Here is a 16,778-nt window from a genome sequence, read left to right as displayed (position 1 = left end):
GGATAGGGCTCATACGGATTCGGTACCGTCTACGCCGCAGCCTTCCCCGGAGTCAATAACGCGATCATGGTGATGATCGCCAGCGCCACTACCAGCTTCATCAGCCCTACCCGCAGCGCCATCGCGTCTCAGACACGGCGCATGCGAGGCGGCTCTATACAGGTCGGAGGCAGTTTGCACAGGAAGGCGTAGACAGCGGCCGCGCCGTCAGCCGACGCTGATCGACTCCGGCAGGCACCGACGCTTTCCCTTGTCGGGTGATCTCTTGGCTTTGAATCGACGGCTGGTCGTGCCGTTTGAGAACGTTTACCTCCGCAGGCCGCTCCGCTCACAACATCCCGAGCGCACTGCCCACAGTCCAGCGCTAAATCTATTTTCCATCACAACACATCAAATAGAATCAAAACGCACGACAGTCTTCAATTTCCTCCCAAACGACCAAGGTACAACGCCTTCATGCTGAAGGCGTCCGACAACAACGCTCGGCGCGACGCCTATTTCGTGCGCGAACACCCTGATAGCCTGCTCTGCCACCGCAGCAGAGGAGTCGAGGAATTTCTGCAGCTTTTGTTCAGGAATCAAAGAATTTTGAGCAAACCTGTCAGCTTCCCTTTCCGACTCACTCGAAGCACCCGGAACTTTGGAGTCCCCATGCAGGAACATCGGCGACAAGTCAACCTCGTCAATGTCGCCGGGCTCCATTCCGTGATCTAGAAAGGTCAATCTCTTGCCGTGCAGTAAGACATGGGCCAACTCATGGAAGAACGAGAACCAGAACGTATCGTCGGTCTTGAACCGATCACTGAGCCCGATCATCACTTTGTCAGGCGAAAGCCAACGCGTTACACCCGATAGGTGAGTATTCTTCAGTGCCGGAATGAATACGAGCGCTATACCAAGAGTCGAACACAGTCGCGGAAGCGCGACCTGCCAGGATGCAGGCTCCTGCAGCGTAAGCTTCCGCATCTGAGGTATCGACGCAATGAGTCGCTCGCGATTAAATGGATCACATTCGATACCGCGCGCCCTGACTTCGCACAACCTGAGCCATGTAGCGATCGAGTAGCCATCACCTTCGACAAGCTCAGAACGTCGGAATGCGAGTCGATACTCCCGCCAAGCCCGTTCTGCGACATCAGGTGTAGCAACTCCGAAAAAACTCAGTATCAGCTGCAGGTTGATCAATGACTGTTCAGTATCGCGGAGCACTCCCATTTGCTTGAGGAATGCCAGCGGAAATTTGCTGACCCAGCCGATTTCGCCCGCAAGTTTCCGCTGGTCCTCGACAGCAGTTTGATGGGTTTGCCAGATCGCTTCCAGCTGATTCCAGGTTTCGGCAGAAATTCCGGTCGCGCGTTCGAGTCGCACCGCGATGTCAGGACTCAGGGCTACAACCCCCTGGACTATCTGGTTGACATGCTTTGTGGACAGGCCGACGCGGCGCGCAAGATCAGCTTGACTTACCCGCTGTTCATCGAGTTGCTCTTTCAGGATTTCACCCGGATGCAGCGGCGTCTCGGGACGATAGAGGTATGTGCCCGCAGGTGATGTCATCGAAGGCTCCCCTTGTACTCGAGGGATGAAGCGTCGGAGCACCGACCGGGGTGTTCCAGCCCGACAGGCAGGACGTCGACAACGATCACCGACGTCACGGTTGCCTCGTCAGCGAGTTTCACACTGTCGTCGGCACCCTGCACGACCAACTCGAACTTGTGACCGGCCGAGATGAACACGGCTGCCCGCTGGGCGATCACCCCCGAGCGCAGTCGCACCGCCGCGAACTCGCGCATCTTGGCCAGATTGGCCACTCCGCACAGCTGCCCAAGTCGGACCCGGATCAGCCGAGCCGACTCCTTACCGTAAGCGGATACTCGCGCTCGATCACTATTGCAGGCGCGCGCCAGCTCCTGAGAGCCGAACCAGACGTTCATTCGCCACCTGGACCCCGTTTTGGTTTACCCGATCAGTGCATGCTACCTTCGTCCGCCATCAGGTCGATCTTGTTTACCGATCTGGTGCATACAACTTCAGCAACACGAGCGAGAGCCGCTGCGCAGAGGTCCATGGGGAGCACCGGCGAAGCGGAACGTGAGGGAGATTCAGATGTCCGACGAGACTCATGTGACCCACGCTGTCCTGCAGCGGTTCGCCGAGAACCGGGTCAACGTCGCCAAGGAACAGGCGAAGCGGCGCCGCGAGCAGGTGAACTACCTGAAGGCGCGCCTCGAGGTACACGTCGCCGCAAACCCGGGCTACGACCTGGTCAAGCTGCGCGCCTCGGGCAGCACCGCCAAACACACGGCGATCAGCAGGCGGCGCGGTGAGGGATCGGACGCAGACGTCGCCGCGTACCTGCGCTGCGCGGATCCGGACATCGACGAGGCGAAGCTGCTCGAGTGGCTCTGCGAGCGCTGCCAGGAAGTCTACGGCAAGACGAAGGTCGCCGAGGACTTCGTGATCTCGCAGCACGCGGTCGGGATCACGCTGCGCGGCTCGGGACTGAAGATCGATGTCGCGCCGGTCCTCTACTCCGGCGAAGCGGACGACAAGGGGTTCCTGGTCACCCGTCAAGGCCAGCGCGTCCTCACCTCCGTCACCTTGCACCTGCGCTTCATCCGCGACCGGCGGAAGGCCGCCGGGCCGGGCTACACGGAGCTCATCCGGCTGCTCAAAGCCTGGATCCGCGAGGCGAAGTCCCGGGATCCGCACCTGCGGTGCAAGAGCTTCCTGCTCGAGCTCGTCGTCGCGCACCTGTGGGACACCGGGTGGCACGGTGCCGGACTGCAGGTCGACGACTACCCCGCAGCGTTCGAACAGGTGCTGGCCTACATCACGACCACCGGCCTGCAGACCCCGATCACCTTTAGTGACTTCTCCACCGCCAGCGCCGAGATCACCGCGAATACCGACCCGATCCAGATCTGGGACCCGGTGAACCCGGAAAACAACATCGCGTCCAGCTATACCGACGCCGACCGGAAGCGTCTCGTCGAGGCCGCGGCCTCAGCTCTCGATTCGGTGAGCTGGGCCGCCACGGCGCCCACCCAGGGCACCTCCTACGACGCTTGGCGCGAGCTGTTCGGCCCGTCCTTTCCAGGGGAATGAGCATGACCCTCTCCATGACCCGATCAGGTTCCTTCACCATCACCGACGCCCGGTACGTCGGCGCGAAGATCGGTGCCGACCTGCGCCAGCTACGCGCCCTGTACGGGGAACCTGAGAGCGCCACGATGATCACCAACTACGTCGAGGAGGTCGCCCAGCTGCTCAACCACGGCTACCTCGACTCTGTGTCCTACGGGTTCCGCGACCTAGACACCAACCTCTGGAAGCTCCGGCTCCGCTATCGCGCCACCCTCGGCGGCCACCTTCTTGATGACGGTCCCGGCCGCCTGCCGAGGACGGCACCTGTCGACGGCCTGCCGTTCCACTCCTTCCTCAACTACTCGACCAAGTTCCACAACCTGCCGCAGGCCAAGCGCACCGCCTTCAAGAGTGCGCTTCCCGTCACCCGGACCACCGGCACCGAACCCGCGACCGGTGCCGGCGCAACCACGCCCGGCCACGGCTACGGCCGTAACGGCACCGGAGTCACCCGCGACGTGTTCGTCGCCCTCGACGACTAGCCCCAAGGAGAACACCATGAGCAGTCAAGACGACCTCTTCCACCTGGTCGTTGAGCTTCCCGAACCGGTGCGCCAAGCGCGCTACGACCGGCTCGTCGGCCTCGACGACGTCAAACGCCGCCTTCGCAAGGAGGCGGCGCTGCTCGCGACGCCCGACCTCCTGAAAGCCTGGGCCGCCACACACCACCCAGGAGGCGAGATTGCCGCGCTTCCCCTGTTCACCGACCGCGCCCCGCTGTTCGTCTTCGCCGGCGACGTCGGTTCGGGCAAGTCCGCGCTCGCCGAATCCTTCGGCTGCGACCTCGCCGACCAGCTCGAACTCCCCGTCTTCCTATACCGGCTCAAGCTGTCCACCCGCGGAAGCGGCCTCGTCGGGGAGATGACCACCCTGATCGGCAACGCATTCACCCACCTCAAAGCGCAGGCCGCCGCAGCCCGGACCGGCGACCGAACCCGGCGGGTGCTCGTGTTCGTCGTCGACGAAGCCGACGCCCTGGTTCAATCACGAGAAGCACAGCAGATGCACCATGAGGACCGCGCCGGCGTCGATGCCTTCCTCGCCGGAATCGACAGCCTCGCGGGGACGAATCTGCCGGTCCTGGTGGTCTTGTGCACCAACCGCGCCGGTGCCCTTGACCCGGCCGTCATGCGCCGAGCGGCCGCGACGTTCACCTTCACCCGGCCGGACACCGAGCAGCGCCGAGCCATCCTCGCCGACGCGGTGCAGGGACTGGGCCTCCGGCCGGACACCATCGAGAAGCTCGTCGAGCTGACTGGCCCGACCGGTTCCCGTGCCGGCTTCACGAGTTCCGACATCACGCAGCGCTTGGTGCCGGCCGCCGTCGTTGATGCTTTCCCCGAGCGCCCGGTCCGCGACGAACGCATCCTGACCATCGCCGCCGAACTCACCCCGAGCCCGGTCTTCGTCGAGCAGAACTAGAACGCCCGCGCGGAGGTTTCGACCGGCGGCCGCTCCTCGATTCGTCCCAACCCTGCATAGGAGGTTGCAGATGCCCCAAGTACACGACCTGGACCCGATCTTCCTCAGCTATCGACACTCGGACGGAGACGAGCTAGCTGACCGCGCCGCGTGGGTGCTCCGCGCCCACGGCGTCCCCGTGTGGCACGACCAGACCCACCTACCACCGGGCCGCTTCCAGCGGCGACTGCAAGAAGCCCTCGACTCAGGGCTGTCCGGAGCCGTCCTCCTCGTCACCGAAGACATGACGCGCTCTAGCTACGTCCGCGAACTGGAGCTACCCGAACTTCTCCGGCTGGAAGGCGACTCGGCCTTCACCTTCGCCATCGGTAACACCGTCACGGGCCCAGACGGCCGGCTGGACTACGGTGCCCCCGACCGTCTGCTCCCTCAGGAACTCGCCATGCTGAGCGACTTCGACCAGTTCCCGGTGCGCGACCACGCCGAGCTCGCTCGGCTGGCCGGTGAGATGGCGATCCGCCGCGTCCGCCGCGCGGCCGTCGATGATCGGCTGCATCTCGACATCCAAACCCGGACCCCCGCCCTCGGAACCCGGAAGGTATCGCTCGCGCCTCGGACCCGCCCGCCTCTGCCCGGTACCAGCGTGCCGCCCGCCGAGGCTTGGGAAGACTTCGCGCCGTTCCTCGGAGACCTCCCCCGCATCGTGCAGTCGGCTGGCGTTCAGCACCTGCACATCACCGGCGGCGCACACCTGAGCATGGCCTTCGCGCTCGGGGCCGCGTTACCGACCACGACCGGGTTGACGATCACCATCACCGACCAGGACGGAAACCAATGGAGTGGAGCCGAAACCCGGACTGTGCCGCTCGTACAAACCGCGATCCCCCTCGACGGTCCTCCCCAGGGACCCGTCGCCGTGTACCTCGACCTCGTACCCGCACCGCCCAACAAAGAATTCCGCCGCTACGCCGAAAGCCACCCCTACGCTCACGCGGTCGAGATCGCCGCGGCGCAACGCGCACTCATCCCCGCCGACGCGGCCCCCGCACTCGTCACTGAACTGCGCCGACGCATCGGTGAGATCGCGGGCAACCGGCCCGTGCACCTGTTCATGCGAGTCCCGTTCCCCCTCGCCGTGATGCTGGGCCGCGCCTGTAACACGCTGCGAGTCACCCTCTACGAGTGGGAACGGGAAGCCGAGCCCCCGACCTACCTCGAGATGGCCACTGTGTCGGCAGGCCGCAGTGGCGGGCCCGTGGTGTCGTTTACGACCGACCGGTTTCCCGCGCACGCCGAAGTACACAGCGCGTAGACGGACCCCCAGCAATGCGACCGAAGGCGCCATGGGAGCGCGGTTGCCCTGTGTCAGGGCTAATCGCGGTGCCCACGAGTGACGATCGGCGTGGTGAGCACGGCCGTGGACAACGACCGATACGGCTGAGTCATGATCTTGGCCTTGCCGATTCGTCCGCTGTGATCGCGAACGAGGAACTCACCCGGACGCGACGCTCCTCCTCGCCGCCCGCCGGGCTCAGTGGCGAAGGTCTTTGGTGACGATCTTGTGTAGCGGGCGTCGGAAGGGTTGATGCCGAGCCAGACTAGGCCGCAGCGGGCGAGGCCGTCGTCGCGTTGGCGGCCGAGGAACCGCGCCGCGATCAGTCCGCGTAGGACGATCATCGTCGAGGTCTTGCGGCACGTAGGAACTGAAGGCGGCGTCGGCACCGTGCTTGCGGCCGTCGCGGACGAATTCCAGCGTGCCCTGCTGGCCTTCCGGGGGTACCGATGACATTGTATGCCTCGTCGCAGTAGACAGCTGAAGCCACGATGATGTCGGAGATTCATTCGAGTTCGAGCTCCGGTTCGATCTCGGACAGAAGCTCGAGTTGAGCACACAGCTCTGCATACAGCGGCAAGTTGTCCTCCAACACTTCCAGCACCAACGCCAAGCCGCATGGGATCGGTTCGTCACCGTACGGCCAGCGATAGGTGTTTCGCACGACCATGACGATCTCGGCGTGCTCCTGGCTCCACGGATGAGTCCAGTCAGCCCGTGCAGCTTGGTTCGCTCCTTTGAGACGAACGGCATCAGAGGGTTGCAGGTCGACCTTGTGCCTGCCGGGGCAAGTCGGGCACGTCTTCGACTGATGTCGCGAACTTCGCACGGGTTTCGTCCATGTCCAGCCCACGGCAGATGTGGAGTGATATGCGACTGGACAAGTATTTCAGCCGAGTTACCCTGGTCGGCGGATTGAAGGCGAGACCGACGGAGATCGAATTGGCACCCCGGCGGAAGAATGCTTGCGGGACTCTGACTGTTTAGACAGTGTACCTGGTCGGACTGCAATGTCTCTTCGCTGAACAGTACTGCTCGATGATCGGTTGAAAGCTCCGCATGTTCAGCGTTCACTCGTCCGAACCCTGCGAGGCGGCGATCCGCGGCGCGTGTTTCTTGCTCAGTGTCTGCGTCGAACAGCGGTTCGGTGGGTATCGCCGATGCGAGCAGAAGCGCTCGGAACAAAGGCTTCGGCCTGCGGACCGTAGTGTTCCCTCGGGCATCGAGCAACTTCTCTAGAGGAAGCGCCGCGTGATCATGGCGCAGCGCCATGATTAAATCGCACGAGGAGCGCTCACTCACCGCTTCGAAAAGGCATGTGTTCGTTTAAACGACTTACCGACATACGCCATCTCTTAGCTCGCAGACATAGTTACGATGAGTGCATCTTTCGAGCTACCTGGCTCAGGCAACCATATTTTGATCAGACATCCCGCAGGACACGCGCCTGCCAAGGTTAGCCATCTTTACATCATCGTTTGAACTTGCGCTCCGCGCCGAATACCCCGTCAGCCTGCGCCTGGCCGCTGGGAACATCTCGGCGCAGCGCAAGCCAAACCCTACGTGTGATCAGTCACATCTTGGAGACTACCGAGATTCGACGGACTTCGGGTAGCCGCAACCCACTCGGCACTCACACTAAGTGACGCGGTTGGAGCAGGCAGCGAGAACGCTGGGTGGTTGCTGCGCCGTAGACGGAGCGCACGTTCAGATTGAAAGCCACGCTTCGCCGTGCGGGACTGGAAGGCTTCAAGGCGGATCCTCAGCACGATCGCACCGTAGCGGTCTCGGCGGCCGTGGCTCGTCACCTGAGCACCGGTGCCGCCAGCCGAACACCGTCACACACGTCCGCGCGTTTGTCGTACTGCCACGTTCACGGTGACGGCCAAAAGTTGATTGACCAGCGGTTTTCCGCTTGTGACGGCCGTGACGTGCCCAGATGTGGCCGTCACAGCCGTCACGCATGCCCCCCCAGCACCGGATTCGAGACAGCGGCAGTTAACCGGTCACATCCCGCGGCCTACTACCGGTGGATGTGACCGGATGTTGACAACTGGATCACCTGCGCTGGAGAGCCATCCGAAAACGGTCAATCTGCGCGAAGGCGTCGTGATGCCCGCGTTGAACGGCTGACTGTGTAGGTATTCGACCCGGCGAACCGGGATGAGACAGTCGCCGCGCTGGTGGCCTCGCAAGGCGGAACGCACTCGACCGGCAGGGAGTCGGCGGAGAAGCGGCTGGCTGATGCGGAGTCGCGGTTGCGCAGACATCGAGCAGCGATCGAGGCGGGCGTAGATCCGGCGGCAGTGGTCGAGGCGATCAACACGGCGCAGGCGGAGCGGGAGGCAGCTCGCGCCGAGCTGCAGCACTTGCCTAAGTCGACCGTGATCGAGGCGGCGGAGGTGTACGCGCGGTTGGACTCGATGGACGACTTGGCCCGAGCACTGAACTCGCGGACGCCGGAGCGGATCACGCAGGTCTACCGGGATCTCGGCGTGCAGCTGAGCTATGACAATGAAAAAGAGGCGGTCGTAGTGACCGCCTCTCCCCGTGTGTCTAACGTGTGTGTCCGAGGGGGGACTTGAACCCCCACGTCCGTTAAGGACACTAGCACCTCAAGCTAGCGCGTCTGCCATTCCGCCACTCGGACTTGCTGATGAAGAGAGTATACGACGGTCGAGCACCCCTTTTAAGGGGGGTACGAAAGGTTGCCGCATCTCCGCATGATATCCTCATATGTTATCGACATTCCAACTTCCCTGAACGTATATGCAGGTCAGCGCCATTTTGGTCGCATCCAAGCCTCCGCCGAGCCCAGCTGTCCCCCGTCGCGCCAGCCTTGCCAGGCCGACGAGCTGACCCGAATATCGGCAGCGAAGGCCCTCGCCAGTCAACTCAGCGCGTCCCTGACTGCTTGCCGCCACCGCGCCCTCGGCCAAGCACCTGAAGGCCGTCTCTGCGCTCGCTCACACCGCCCGCCGTCGGGGCCTGCCTTCCTCGCCGACCAGTCGAGCAGCGACATCCCCATAAACCGACGGCAAGCTTCGAACTTGCACAACCGCGTGAGGACTCAAGCTTCAGAGCGGGCGGTGTCGGAGGATTGGGCAGTGGTCGCGAAGGCGATCGACATGCGCGTGCACGAACTCGGCGGGCGACAGCGAGAGCTGGCGGAGCGGTCGCACGTGTCGCAGGCGATCGTGCGCGAGCTGCAGCACCACACGGTCGAGCGCCGACGAAGCGCGCGCACGCTCGAAGCGCTGTCGACCACGCTCGGCTGGCACCCGCAACATCTGCAGGCCGTGCTGCAGAACCGCACGCCGCCGCACCCCGACGAGCCGACCGACGACGGCGGCGAACTCTCGACCCGTCTCGACGCGCTGGAGCAGCGCCTGGACGAGATCTTCGACCGGCTGGACGACGTCCAGACCAGCCTGGCGACCGTCGTCGACCACGTGCAGAAGAAGCGCTGACGGCTTGCGCTTCGGGCTGATGAACCAGGTGATTTCCATACCCCGAATTCAAGGCCGAAACAGCGACCGTTCCCATGCATCGCCAGTGCATGAGCAGTGCACGACTAATGCAGCTTCCAATTCGGAAAGCGCGCGCCGATGAATCCGGCCGACGAATGGACCGGCCGCACCGCATCAGCGCTGCAAGCCGCTCTCCGAATGAGCAACGAGGGTTTCGCCGCGCACCTCGGCGTCGGCGTACGAACCGTCGCGTCCTGGCACCAAAAGCCCGACCTGCGCCCGCGGTCGGAGATGCAACAGGTGCTCGACCGCGCGTATGAACGCGCTGGTGAGGCCGAGCGCGCCCGCTTCGCCGAGCTGACCGGCACAGCATCGGCCGAGGCACCCGGAGATCCCCGCCTAGACGACGATCCGAACATCGCGTCCGCGCTCGAATGGATCGACCAGCACGCACACCGGTCTCCAGGAGCCGCGCGCCGCGCAGCCGCCGCCACAGCGACGCAAGCTGGACACCCAAGCCCTGCGCGACCGCAGCACTCGCCACAGCTGGGTCACCCAGCGCGACACCGCCGACGCGCTTGCTGCCTACTACGGCAGCCGAACCGGCAACCACGGCCTGTACACCGCGCGCGCCAGCACAGAACTCGTGAACACCAGCGCGAACTGGGTGGATCTCGACTGCGAGCTACGCCCCGCATCAGACCGATTCAGCGTTGCCACCGCGCAGCCAGAGGCAGACCTGGCCCTCGACGCTCGTCAACTCCCGTTCGAGCAAGTCGGCCCCAATGCGTACTCCATGAACGAAGCCTTGCCGACCGTTCCATCGACGTGGCCGGCGCGCACCTCGACGCCAAGCAGCCGGTCGGCACTCCGGACTTGCCTTCGCAGCCTCCGCCAGCCGGGCCACCGCGACGTCCGTGGCCGGAAGTTATGGCGCAGCCTTCACGCGCGTGTCGATCTTGAGTGCGTCGTGACCTGCATCTAACGAACAGCGGCGATCTGTCCAGCTCAGCTTGGTGACCACGCTTGTGGTCACCAAGCTCCGCAGAGAAGTAGCAATGCGTGCCGTCCAGCGCGCGCCGTAGTACTGCCGAAGCACGTCAACCTCCGCCGACCAGGTTGATCCTGACGGCCCGGCGTTGTTCGCTCGGCGCGCCGAGCAGTTCCCGCAGCCCACCCGCTGGCTTGTCCAGCCAAACGAACGCCGACGTAAGCGCGGAGCTGGCCGTCTCGGACAAGCTGTCTCCGAAGAACGCCCGCACATCCGCGATCGGCCGGGCTTGGGAAACAGTCCGGCTGCCGCTTGAGCGGACGACAACGCCTACGCATATCCGGCGATCATCTGGGGCGATGCCGCCAGCGAATCGCAGGTCCCGCGCGTCGTTCAGCACAGCTACAGCGTGACTGCAACGCCAACGGTCTGATCCTCGCAGTCCAGGATCTTTTCCATAGGCATCACGGCGCGACGAAGCCGCCCGGGCGTCAACCGTCCTTCGTCAGCTCGCCTAGTCGTCGCCTTCTGTGCCGTCCGAACCGGCCCAACACCACTCCAGCACAGCCATCGCACTGTAGATCTTGTTCTCAGCTTGACGAAAGGCGATGCTCGCTGGTCCATCAAGCACTTCAGCAGTCACTTCATCACCACGGTGCGCTGGCAGATCATGCATGAACACCGCCTTGGGACTACCCGCCCAGAGCCATTGCCCCACTTGAAAGGGCCAGAAGGACTCCCGCCAAGCGGGGTCCTCTTTCGTCGTTCCCGTTGTCTGCCAGCGAGTCGTGTAAATCACGTCCACTTCAAGCGGCAGATCCTCCATATCATGCCGCTCGACGATTTCGGCACCAGACTGCTCGGCCACTGCCCGCGCGGCAGACAACGCCGGCACGGGCATCCCGTAACCAGGCGCAGTCCGTAGCTCTAATCGGGCTCCGGGAAATCGAGCGAGCGCAAACGCCAGCGCAGTCGCGGTGTTATTCCCCTCTCCTATGTAGAGTATCCGCAAATCGTCAATTCTGCCGAACTGCTGGTACAACGTTGTCAAGTCGGCCAGCGCCTGAGTCGGATGTTCCTCCGAACTCATCGCATTCACCACGGCCACCTGACCGTGTGCTGCCCAATCTCGCATCATGTCCGAGCCTTCAGCAGTCCGCGCCACCAGGAAGTCCAGCATTCCGCCGAGCACTCGCCCTGTATCCTCCGCGGTCTCCCCTGTATTGGTTTGCAAGTCGTTCGGCCCGAACGAGACGACTCCAGCACCCAGACGAAGCGCTCCCGCAGAGAAAGCTGTGCGCGTCCGGGTCGAGGTCCTGGCGAAGTAGGTGCCGACCACCGTGCCATCCAACGGTCGCGCGCGACCACCTTCAGCAAAGTACAGGCCGCGATCGACGATCCTTCGGATATCCTCCATCCGCAGGTCCAGGATGGAGATAAGACTCTTTGGAGGCAACGGCGATCTTGTCATTCCGTTCTCTTTTCTTATGGTCAACGAGATCAAAGACATGCCACGAACCAACTATTTTGGACTGCGAGCAATAGCTATCACGATTGCTCGCGGCACCACCGACAGCCATGTCACTGCTTGGACAACGGAGCACACGTACGTCGATCTGCCATCAGTGTCAACTCGACGACACCGAATCTTCCCCGCATCGGTCGGCACAATCGACAGGTACTTCTCCGGCCCGACCTCACCGCATTCCGCACAGCGAGTCAGCCGAACGAAGCTCAGCGCAGCGTGACACCTCGCCAGCGTCCCGATCGCCTATCCAGTGCCACCCTCGTCGACAGTGACCCTCCCGACCTTCGCGCAGGTACCCGCCAAGCCTCCGACCACATACAGCGAACCAGCGAGGCACCACACCGACATCGACGGCCGTTACAACGTCCACACCCCACTGCAAGAGCCAGATTTACGCACCCTCAGCCATACACCCCTTGAAACAAAACGCTTACTTACCAGCGGTCGCAGCTGGGGGCCACCACAGATGGCGATATGCGCCTATGCTCCCACCCAAAACAACAAAGTCAACACCGGATCCACATATTGGACCAACCTCCCCCGAATGGCGCATAACTTTCGACTAGATGACCTCCGATAGAGAACAGGTAGAGCCAGGTAGGACACTAGGTGCACGCAAGTAGAAGCCTGCGACAGTCTGTCACGGGCAGGCATTATCGACAAACGGCAAGAACGGGAGACTCCGAAAGCACGACAGTGACCCTGAAGCCCTAAATATTTATCAAATCAACCTTGCCGCCAATACTCGAATCACCCTGACACTCACTTCGTACCGAACAATTCCTGCCACCACTCTTTACCTATTCAATCTTTTCGAACAGCCCCGAATAGATCCCGAACAAATATCGAGCACAGTAATGCGAATATCGCGAAGCCGATGTGCAACATCGCAGGCGCGCAGGAAATTAACCCGTCGATCCGACCATCGATCGGCGACGACATAACCGACGTCCGGCACCTCACGCAGCCGCCAGAGGATCGGCGGTCACGTGAACCTGCACACCGGGCCGCCCCGGCGTTCACGCGTTCAACCTCGAGCAGGCAGCCAAAACCCCGCTCAACCCGTACCCGATAACCGACCCCTGGCGGACGCGCCGGATCACGAGGGCTCAGAATGGATAGGTCACCAGTGGAGTTCCACTTCCTCGGACCCGTCGAGGTCACCGCAGGCTCGAAACAACTTCAAATAGGCGGAATGCGCCAACAAATCACCGTCGCAACGCTGATGCTCAGCGCAAACAGAGTTGTCACAATGGACAGACTGTTGGCGGCAATTTATGGCGACAATTTGCCGCCAACAGCTCGATCCCAGGCACAGATCGGCATATCGTCAATTCGTCGACTCTTCGCATCGTGCGGCCATCCAGAAATTATATCCACGCATCCGAATGGCTATTCCATAACAACTGACCCTTTGCATCTCGACGCCCATCGGTTCGAGCACCTCGTCGCCGTCGCCCGTGCTGCCAACGAGCCTGAGCAGGCTGTCGCGAGGTATCGTGACGCACTCCGACTATGGCGGGGCCCTGCCCTCCACGGCATAGACAGCCATCTGATAAGAGTCGCTGCCGGCCGCCTCGACGAACTACGCCTGTCAGTCATAGAAGACCGCATCGAACTCGAACTCAGGCTGGGAAGACATCACGAGTTGGTGGGCGAGCTCACCGAACTCGTCGACGAAAATCCGCTGCGCGAACGCTTTCAGGGGCAACTCATGCTTGCCTTGCACAACTGCGGCAGGACGGCCGAAGCATTGCAAGCTTACTGGCACGCTCGGAAAACCATCGTCGACGAATTAGGCATTGACCCGGGAGAAAGACTCCAGCGGCTCCAGCGGGCGATCCTCGCCTCCGACCCAACCCTCAGACCACAGATTGAGCCGGTCAGGGTCCATGCCGCAAAGCGCCAGGTTCCGAGGCTGCTTCCCATCGACATCGGGGACTTCATCGGCCGGGAGCAACAGGTCGCCGAGATCCGGCAGCGCTTGGCCCAGGAACGCCCGGAAGACCGCTCCGCGGTGCCTGTCATGGTGATCACGGGCAAGCGCGGAACGGGCAAGACATCCCTTGCGGTCCATGTTTCCCACAGCATGAAGGATCGCTTCTCCGGGGGACAGCTGTTCGTCGACCTCCACGGCAGCTCCACGAGACCTCTCCACCCGAACGACGTGCTCGAACGGTTCATCCGCTTGCTGGGCGTATCCGCCTCGGAGATCCCTGCGAGCCTCGATGAACGTGCGGAGACATACCGCAATATCCTCGCGGACCGCCAAGTCTTGATCACTCTCGACGACGCGGCCGACGAGAGCCAGATCACGCCGCTGCTTCCCGGCAGCGCTACAGCCGCCGTCGTGGTCACCAGCACCAGGAGGCTCACCGGCATCCCCGCCGCACGGCACGTCGAGGTAGGGGTCTTCAATGATCGCGAGTCGCTCGACTTACTCAGGCGTATCGTCGGCACCGCGAGAATTCTCGCCCAGCCTGACGCAGCCGCAGCAATTGCCAAGGTCTGCGGCCATCTCCCGTTGGCTCTGCGAATTGCCGGAGCTCGCCTCGCCGCCCTTCCGAACTGGAGCATCCAACGGCTGCTCGACCGGTTGACGGACGAAACGAGACTCTTGGACGAACTCAGGCACCGCGATCTGGACATTCGGTCGCGGATCTCACAGACTTACGAAAGCATAAGCGAAAACGCGGCCTGTATTTTCCGACGACTGGCCCTCCTCGATACACCGACGTTCACCAGTTGGATCGGAGCCGCGCTCATCGACCGTGATATCTACTATACTGAAGACATCTTGAACGACCTCGTCGACGCAAGGCTGATCGAGGAGGTCGATACCGGAAGGAGCACGGCCGGCCGGTATCGCTTCCACAATCTGACCCGAGCGTTCGCACAAGAACGCCTGGAAAAGCAAGAAACTCAGGCAGAACGCGAAAACGCACTTGAACGTGCTGTCGGCACCCTGGTCGCCCTCGCCGAAGAGGCGTCCGCTCGTTTCTTCGGCGAGGACCGGATCTGGATGCCCCGCGCTGCACCGCGATCGCCGCTGCCCGAACGCCTGGTGGATCGATTGGTGGCGGATCCCCTGGCCTGGATCGAACACGAGCGGCCCGTCCTTGCGAGAGGGATTCGACAAGCGGCAGCGCATGGGCTCGTTGACCTGTGCTGGCGTCTGGCATTCAGCGTCCTGCCGCTCTGGGAAGCACGGCAACGCACCGACGACGGGCAGGATGTCTTCGAGATCGCGCTCGAAGCCGCAACGAAGTCGCGAAATCTCCGAGGTCAGGCAATGATGCTCTACTGCGCAGGGGCACTTCACAAATCTCAGCAGCGGTTTGAACTGGCTCACCGAGAGCTCACCCAGGCGGCCCAGGAGTTCCAGCGTCTGGCCGATGCCCAGGGGGTGGCACTCGCACAACGCCACATTGACGCTCTGCGGCGCAGCGTAATGCCGCAGCGGCGCGCCCTGGCAGGCTAACCTCGCGGAGGTGCCGGCGCGACGCAACTTCGGCAGCTCATGCCGCCAGATTCCGGACGCAACCCGGCGACCGCAGATTCGTCCTTTGCTACACAAAACTATGTCGATCTCATCGGCGGCAGCACCATTCCCGCCACACCGTTCCCGCTCACGGGGCCTTTATCGCGATTTCGACGGAACCCTGGCTCGCCGGGCTCTGGCCCAGCGAAGATGCGAGCAGCCAAAGAAGCGCTCGTTGCTCGCACAAGCACCTTCGGTGCGTTATCTTGCGAGGAAATGATGCCGATAGAGCACACGGGAACGATCGCATGCATGGCCGATGACGAACTTCTGGCGGCAACAGGCAATCAGGTCGCCACTGCTTTGTCCGGTCACCACCAAGCTGCCCCAAGCGTGCTCCGATCCGCATACCAGGTACGTGGACGACAACGTGATGCATTGCCCCAGGAAAGCATTTCACGGTTTTCTGACCAGTCGCAAGATCGGATCATCGCGCAGCCCGCTCAGATCGACACCGAAGAACGCATAGCCGAACTTAAATGGATATACAGCTTTACGCTGGACACTGGTCTTGGCTCCGAGCGCGCATCCGCGGTGATGGTGCTCAACTCGACGGCCAACGCCCGGGCGACCGCAATCCTGGAAGGATCGGCGATCAGCGCGAAACTCACAGAGGCCAACGCGGCGCTGGCCTCGGTTGCGGCGCGCCGCACACGGCAGCCAAGCATGCTCGAACTGGCAGAGTCCGGACTGATCGATTACGAGGCCCTCCACTTCTTGCTGGAATTCGAGCCGGCCATCGAATCGATAGTTGTCTACGACAGCGACGTGATCCGTACTGAATCCTTCATCCGTCGCGACGGCAAGACGGTGCCACCTGGCGAAGTCAAAAAAGCAAGGGACATCAACGACCTCCTCGCGGAAACGTCTCTTATCTCCTTTGCCACCACCGCGCCCGAGCCTCACGTCACCGATTTAAGCATGTTTCCCCGAGGAATCATGATCCTGCACATCTCGCCAGAGGACATCGCACGACAGGCAATACTCGAAGTCGAGAACATCGTCGACGCTCCGGATCACGCCTGCACAGCACGAAGGTCGGTGCATCTCGCCGAACAGAACGTCGGCCATCGAGATCTCGTCCGGACGACAATCTGCAACGTGCTGTTCGGACGCGTCGCCTCTCGCGGCGACGACGCGACGCCACTCGTCCTCTCGCCTTTCCAACTGGGCGCGGTCGACTTCGTCCAGGTCGACAGGGTCAAGGAGACCGTTCAGGCAGACGCCCTGACTCTGAAAGACTTTTGGCCTGCACCGCGGCTGTCGGGCTCGCCGGGAGCGGGCCCCGTCGACCGGCCCGCACGATGAGAAATCTCAACGAGGTCTCCCTTCCTCAACACCCGCTCGTC

At 62.6% G+C, this 16,778-nt stretch carries 14 protein-coding genes and 1 tRNA gene; 8 read left to right on the top strand and 7 right to left on the bottom strand.

Annotated elements, in window-relative coordinates; translation table 11 throughout:
* Positions 1 to 390: 390 nt before the first annotated feature.
* Both ACWGIC_RS05995 and ACWGIC_RS05990 read right to left on the bottom strand, forming a co-directional pair.
* The gene (locus tag ACWGIC_RS05995) at positions 391 to 1,554 is read right to left on the bottom strand and encodes a HigA family addiction module antitoxin (RefSeq protein WP_452074784.1); all 1,164 of its coding nucleotides are present in this window, start codon (positions 1,552 to 1,554) and stop codon (positions 391 to 393) included.
* Complete coding sequence (locus tag ACWGIC_RS05990) at positions 1,551 to 1,808, bottom strand: hypothetical protein (protein WP_452074783.1); 258 nt, start codon at positions 1,806 to 1,808, stop codon at positions 1,551 to 1,553. Before ACWGIC_RS05990 ends, ACWGIC_RS05995 begins: the two co-directional genes overlap by 4 nt.
* A gap of 295 nt (positions 1,809 to 2,103) precedes the next feature.
* On the opposite strand from ACWGIC_RS05990, the gene ACWGIC_RS05985 reads away from it, so the two are divergent.
* From ACWGIC_RS05985 to ACWGIC_RS05970, 4 genes are all read left to right on the top strand, one after another.
* A complete protein-coding gene (locus ACWGIC_RS05985; protein ID WP_452074782.1) occupies positions 2,104 to 3,105 on the top strand; it encodes a CBASS oligonucleotide cyclase in 1,002 nt (333 codons plus the stop codon).
* Positions 3,106 to 3,107: 2 nt separating this feature from the next.
* Positions 3,108 to 3,626 (top strand): HORMA-1 domain-containing protein, encoded by a 519-nt coding sequence (locus tag ACWGIC_RS05980; RefSeq protein WP_452074781.1) that lies wholly within the window; start codon positions 3,108 to 3,110, stop codon positions 3,624 to 3,626.
* Positions 3,627 to 3,642: 16 nt separating this feature from the next.
* A complete protein-coding gene (locus ACWGIC_RS05975; RefSeq protein WP_452074780.1) occupies positions 3,643 to 4,566 on the top strand; it encodes an AAA family ATPase in 924 nt (307 codons plus the stop codon).
* 70 nt (positions 4,567 to 4,636) lie between these two features.
* Entirely contained in the window at positions 4,637 to 5,878 is a 1,242-nt protein-coding gene (locus ACWGIC_RS05970; protein WP_452074779.1) for an SAVED domain-containing protein, read from the top strand.
* A gap of 59 nt (positions 5,879 to 5,937) precedes the next feature.
* Here ACWGIC_RS05970 and ACWGIC_RS05965 read toward each other — a convergent pair whose 3' ends face one another.
* Together ACWGIC_RS05965 and ACWGIC_RS05960 are read right to left on the bottom strand one after the other, a co-directional pair.
* The gene (locus ACWGIC_RS05965) at positions 5,938 to 6,243 is read right to left on the bottom strand and encodes a hypothetical protein (RefSeq protein WP_452074778.1); all 306 of its coding nucleotides are present in this window, start codon (positions 6,241 to 6,243) and stop codon (positions 5,938 to 5,940) included.
* Positions 6,244 to 6,404: 161 nt separating this feature from the next.
* Positions 6,405 to 6,563 (bottom strand): hypothetical protein, encoded by a 159-nt coding sequence (locus ACWGIC_RS05960; protein WP_452074777.1) that lies wholly within the window; start codon positions 6,561 to 6,563, stop codon positions 6,405 to 6,407.
* A gap of 1,519 nt (positions 6,564 to 8,082) precedes the next feature.
* Between ACWGIC_RS05960 and ACWGIC_RS05955 the strand changes: the two genes are divergently transcribed.
* Positions 8,083 to 8,484, top strand: coding sequence for a hypothetical protein (locus ACWGIC_RS05955; RefSeq protein WP_452074776.1), 402 nt, complete (start codon positions 8,083 to 8,085; stop codon positions 8,482 to 8,484).
* Here ACWGIC_RS05955 and ACWGIC_RS05950 read toward each other — a convergent pair.
* Positions 8,466 to 8,549 (bottom strand) — tRNA-Leu (locus ACWGIC_RS05950). The two genes, ACWGIC_RS05955 and ACWGIC_RS05950, sit on opposite strands and share 19 nt — an antisense overlap.
* A 439-nt stretch (positions 8,550 to 8,988) precedes the next feature.
* Between ACWGIC_RS05950 and ACWGIC_RS05945 the strand changes: the two genes are divergently transcribed.
* Positions 8,989 to 9,369, top strand: coding sequence for an XRE family transcriptional regulator (locus ACWGIC_RS05945; protein WP_452074775.1), 381 nt, complete (start codon positions 8,989 to 8,991; stop codon positions 9,367 to 9,369).
* A gap of 1,100 nt (positions 9,370 to 10,469) precedes the next feature.
* Here the strand turns inward: ACWGIC_RS05945 and ACWGIC_RS05940 are convergent.
* Positions 10,470 to 10,760, bottom strand: a complete 291-nt coding sequence (locus ACWGIC_RS05940; protein WP_452074774.1) for a hypothetical protein — start codon at positions 10,758 to 10,760, stop codon at positions 10,470 to 10,472.
* Positions 10,761 to 10,874: 114 nt separating this feature from the next.
* On the bottom strand, positions 10,875 to 11,870 hold the full coding sequence (locus tag ACWGIC_RS05935) for an ornithine carbamoyltransferase (RefSeq protein ID WP_452074773.1): 996 nt from the start codon (positions 11,868 to 11,870) through the stop codon (positions 10,875 to 10,877).
* 1,147 nt (positions 11,871 to 13,017) lie between these two features.
* Here ACWGIC_RS05935 and ACWGIC_RS05930 point away from each other — a divergent pair.
* Together ACWGIC_RS05930 and ACWGIC_RS05925 are read left to right on the top strand one after the other, a co-directional pair.
* The gene (locus ACWGIC_RS05930; RefSeq protein ID WP_452074772.1) at positions 13,018 to 15,369 is read left to right on the top strand and encodes an AfsR/SARP family transcriptional regulator; all 2,352 of its coding nucleotides are present in this window, start codon (positions 13,018 to 13,020) and stop codon (positions 15,367 to 15,369) included.
* Positions 15,370 to 15,681: 312 nt separating this feature from the next.
* Entirely contained in the window at positions 15,682 to 16,737 is a 1,056-nt protein-coding gene (locus ACWGIC_RS05925; protein WP_452074771.1) for a hypothetical protein, read from the top strand.
* The last annotated feature ends 41 nt before the right edge of the window (positions 16,738 to 16,778 follow it).

The organism is Amycolatopsis sp. NPDC054798, from assembly GCF_053611505.1.
This window is presented reverse-complemented; position numbering and strand designations above follow the sequence as displayed.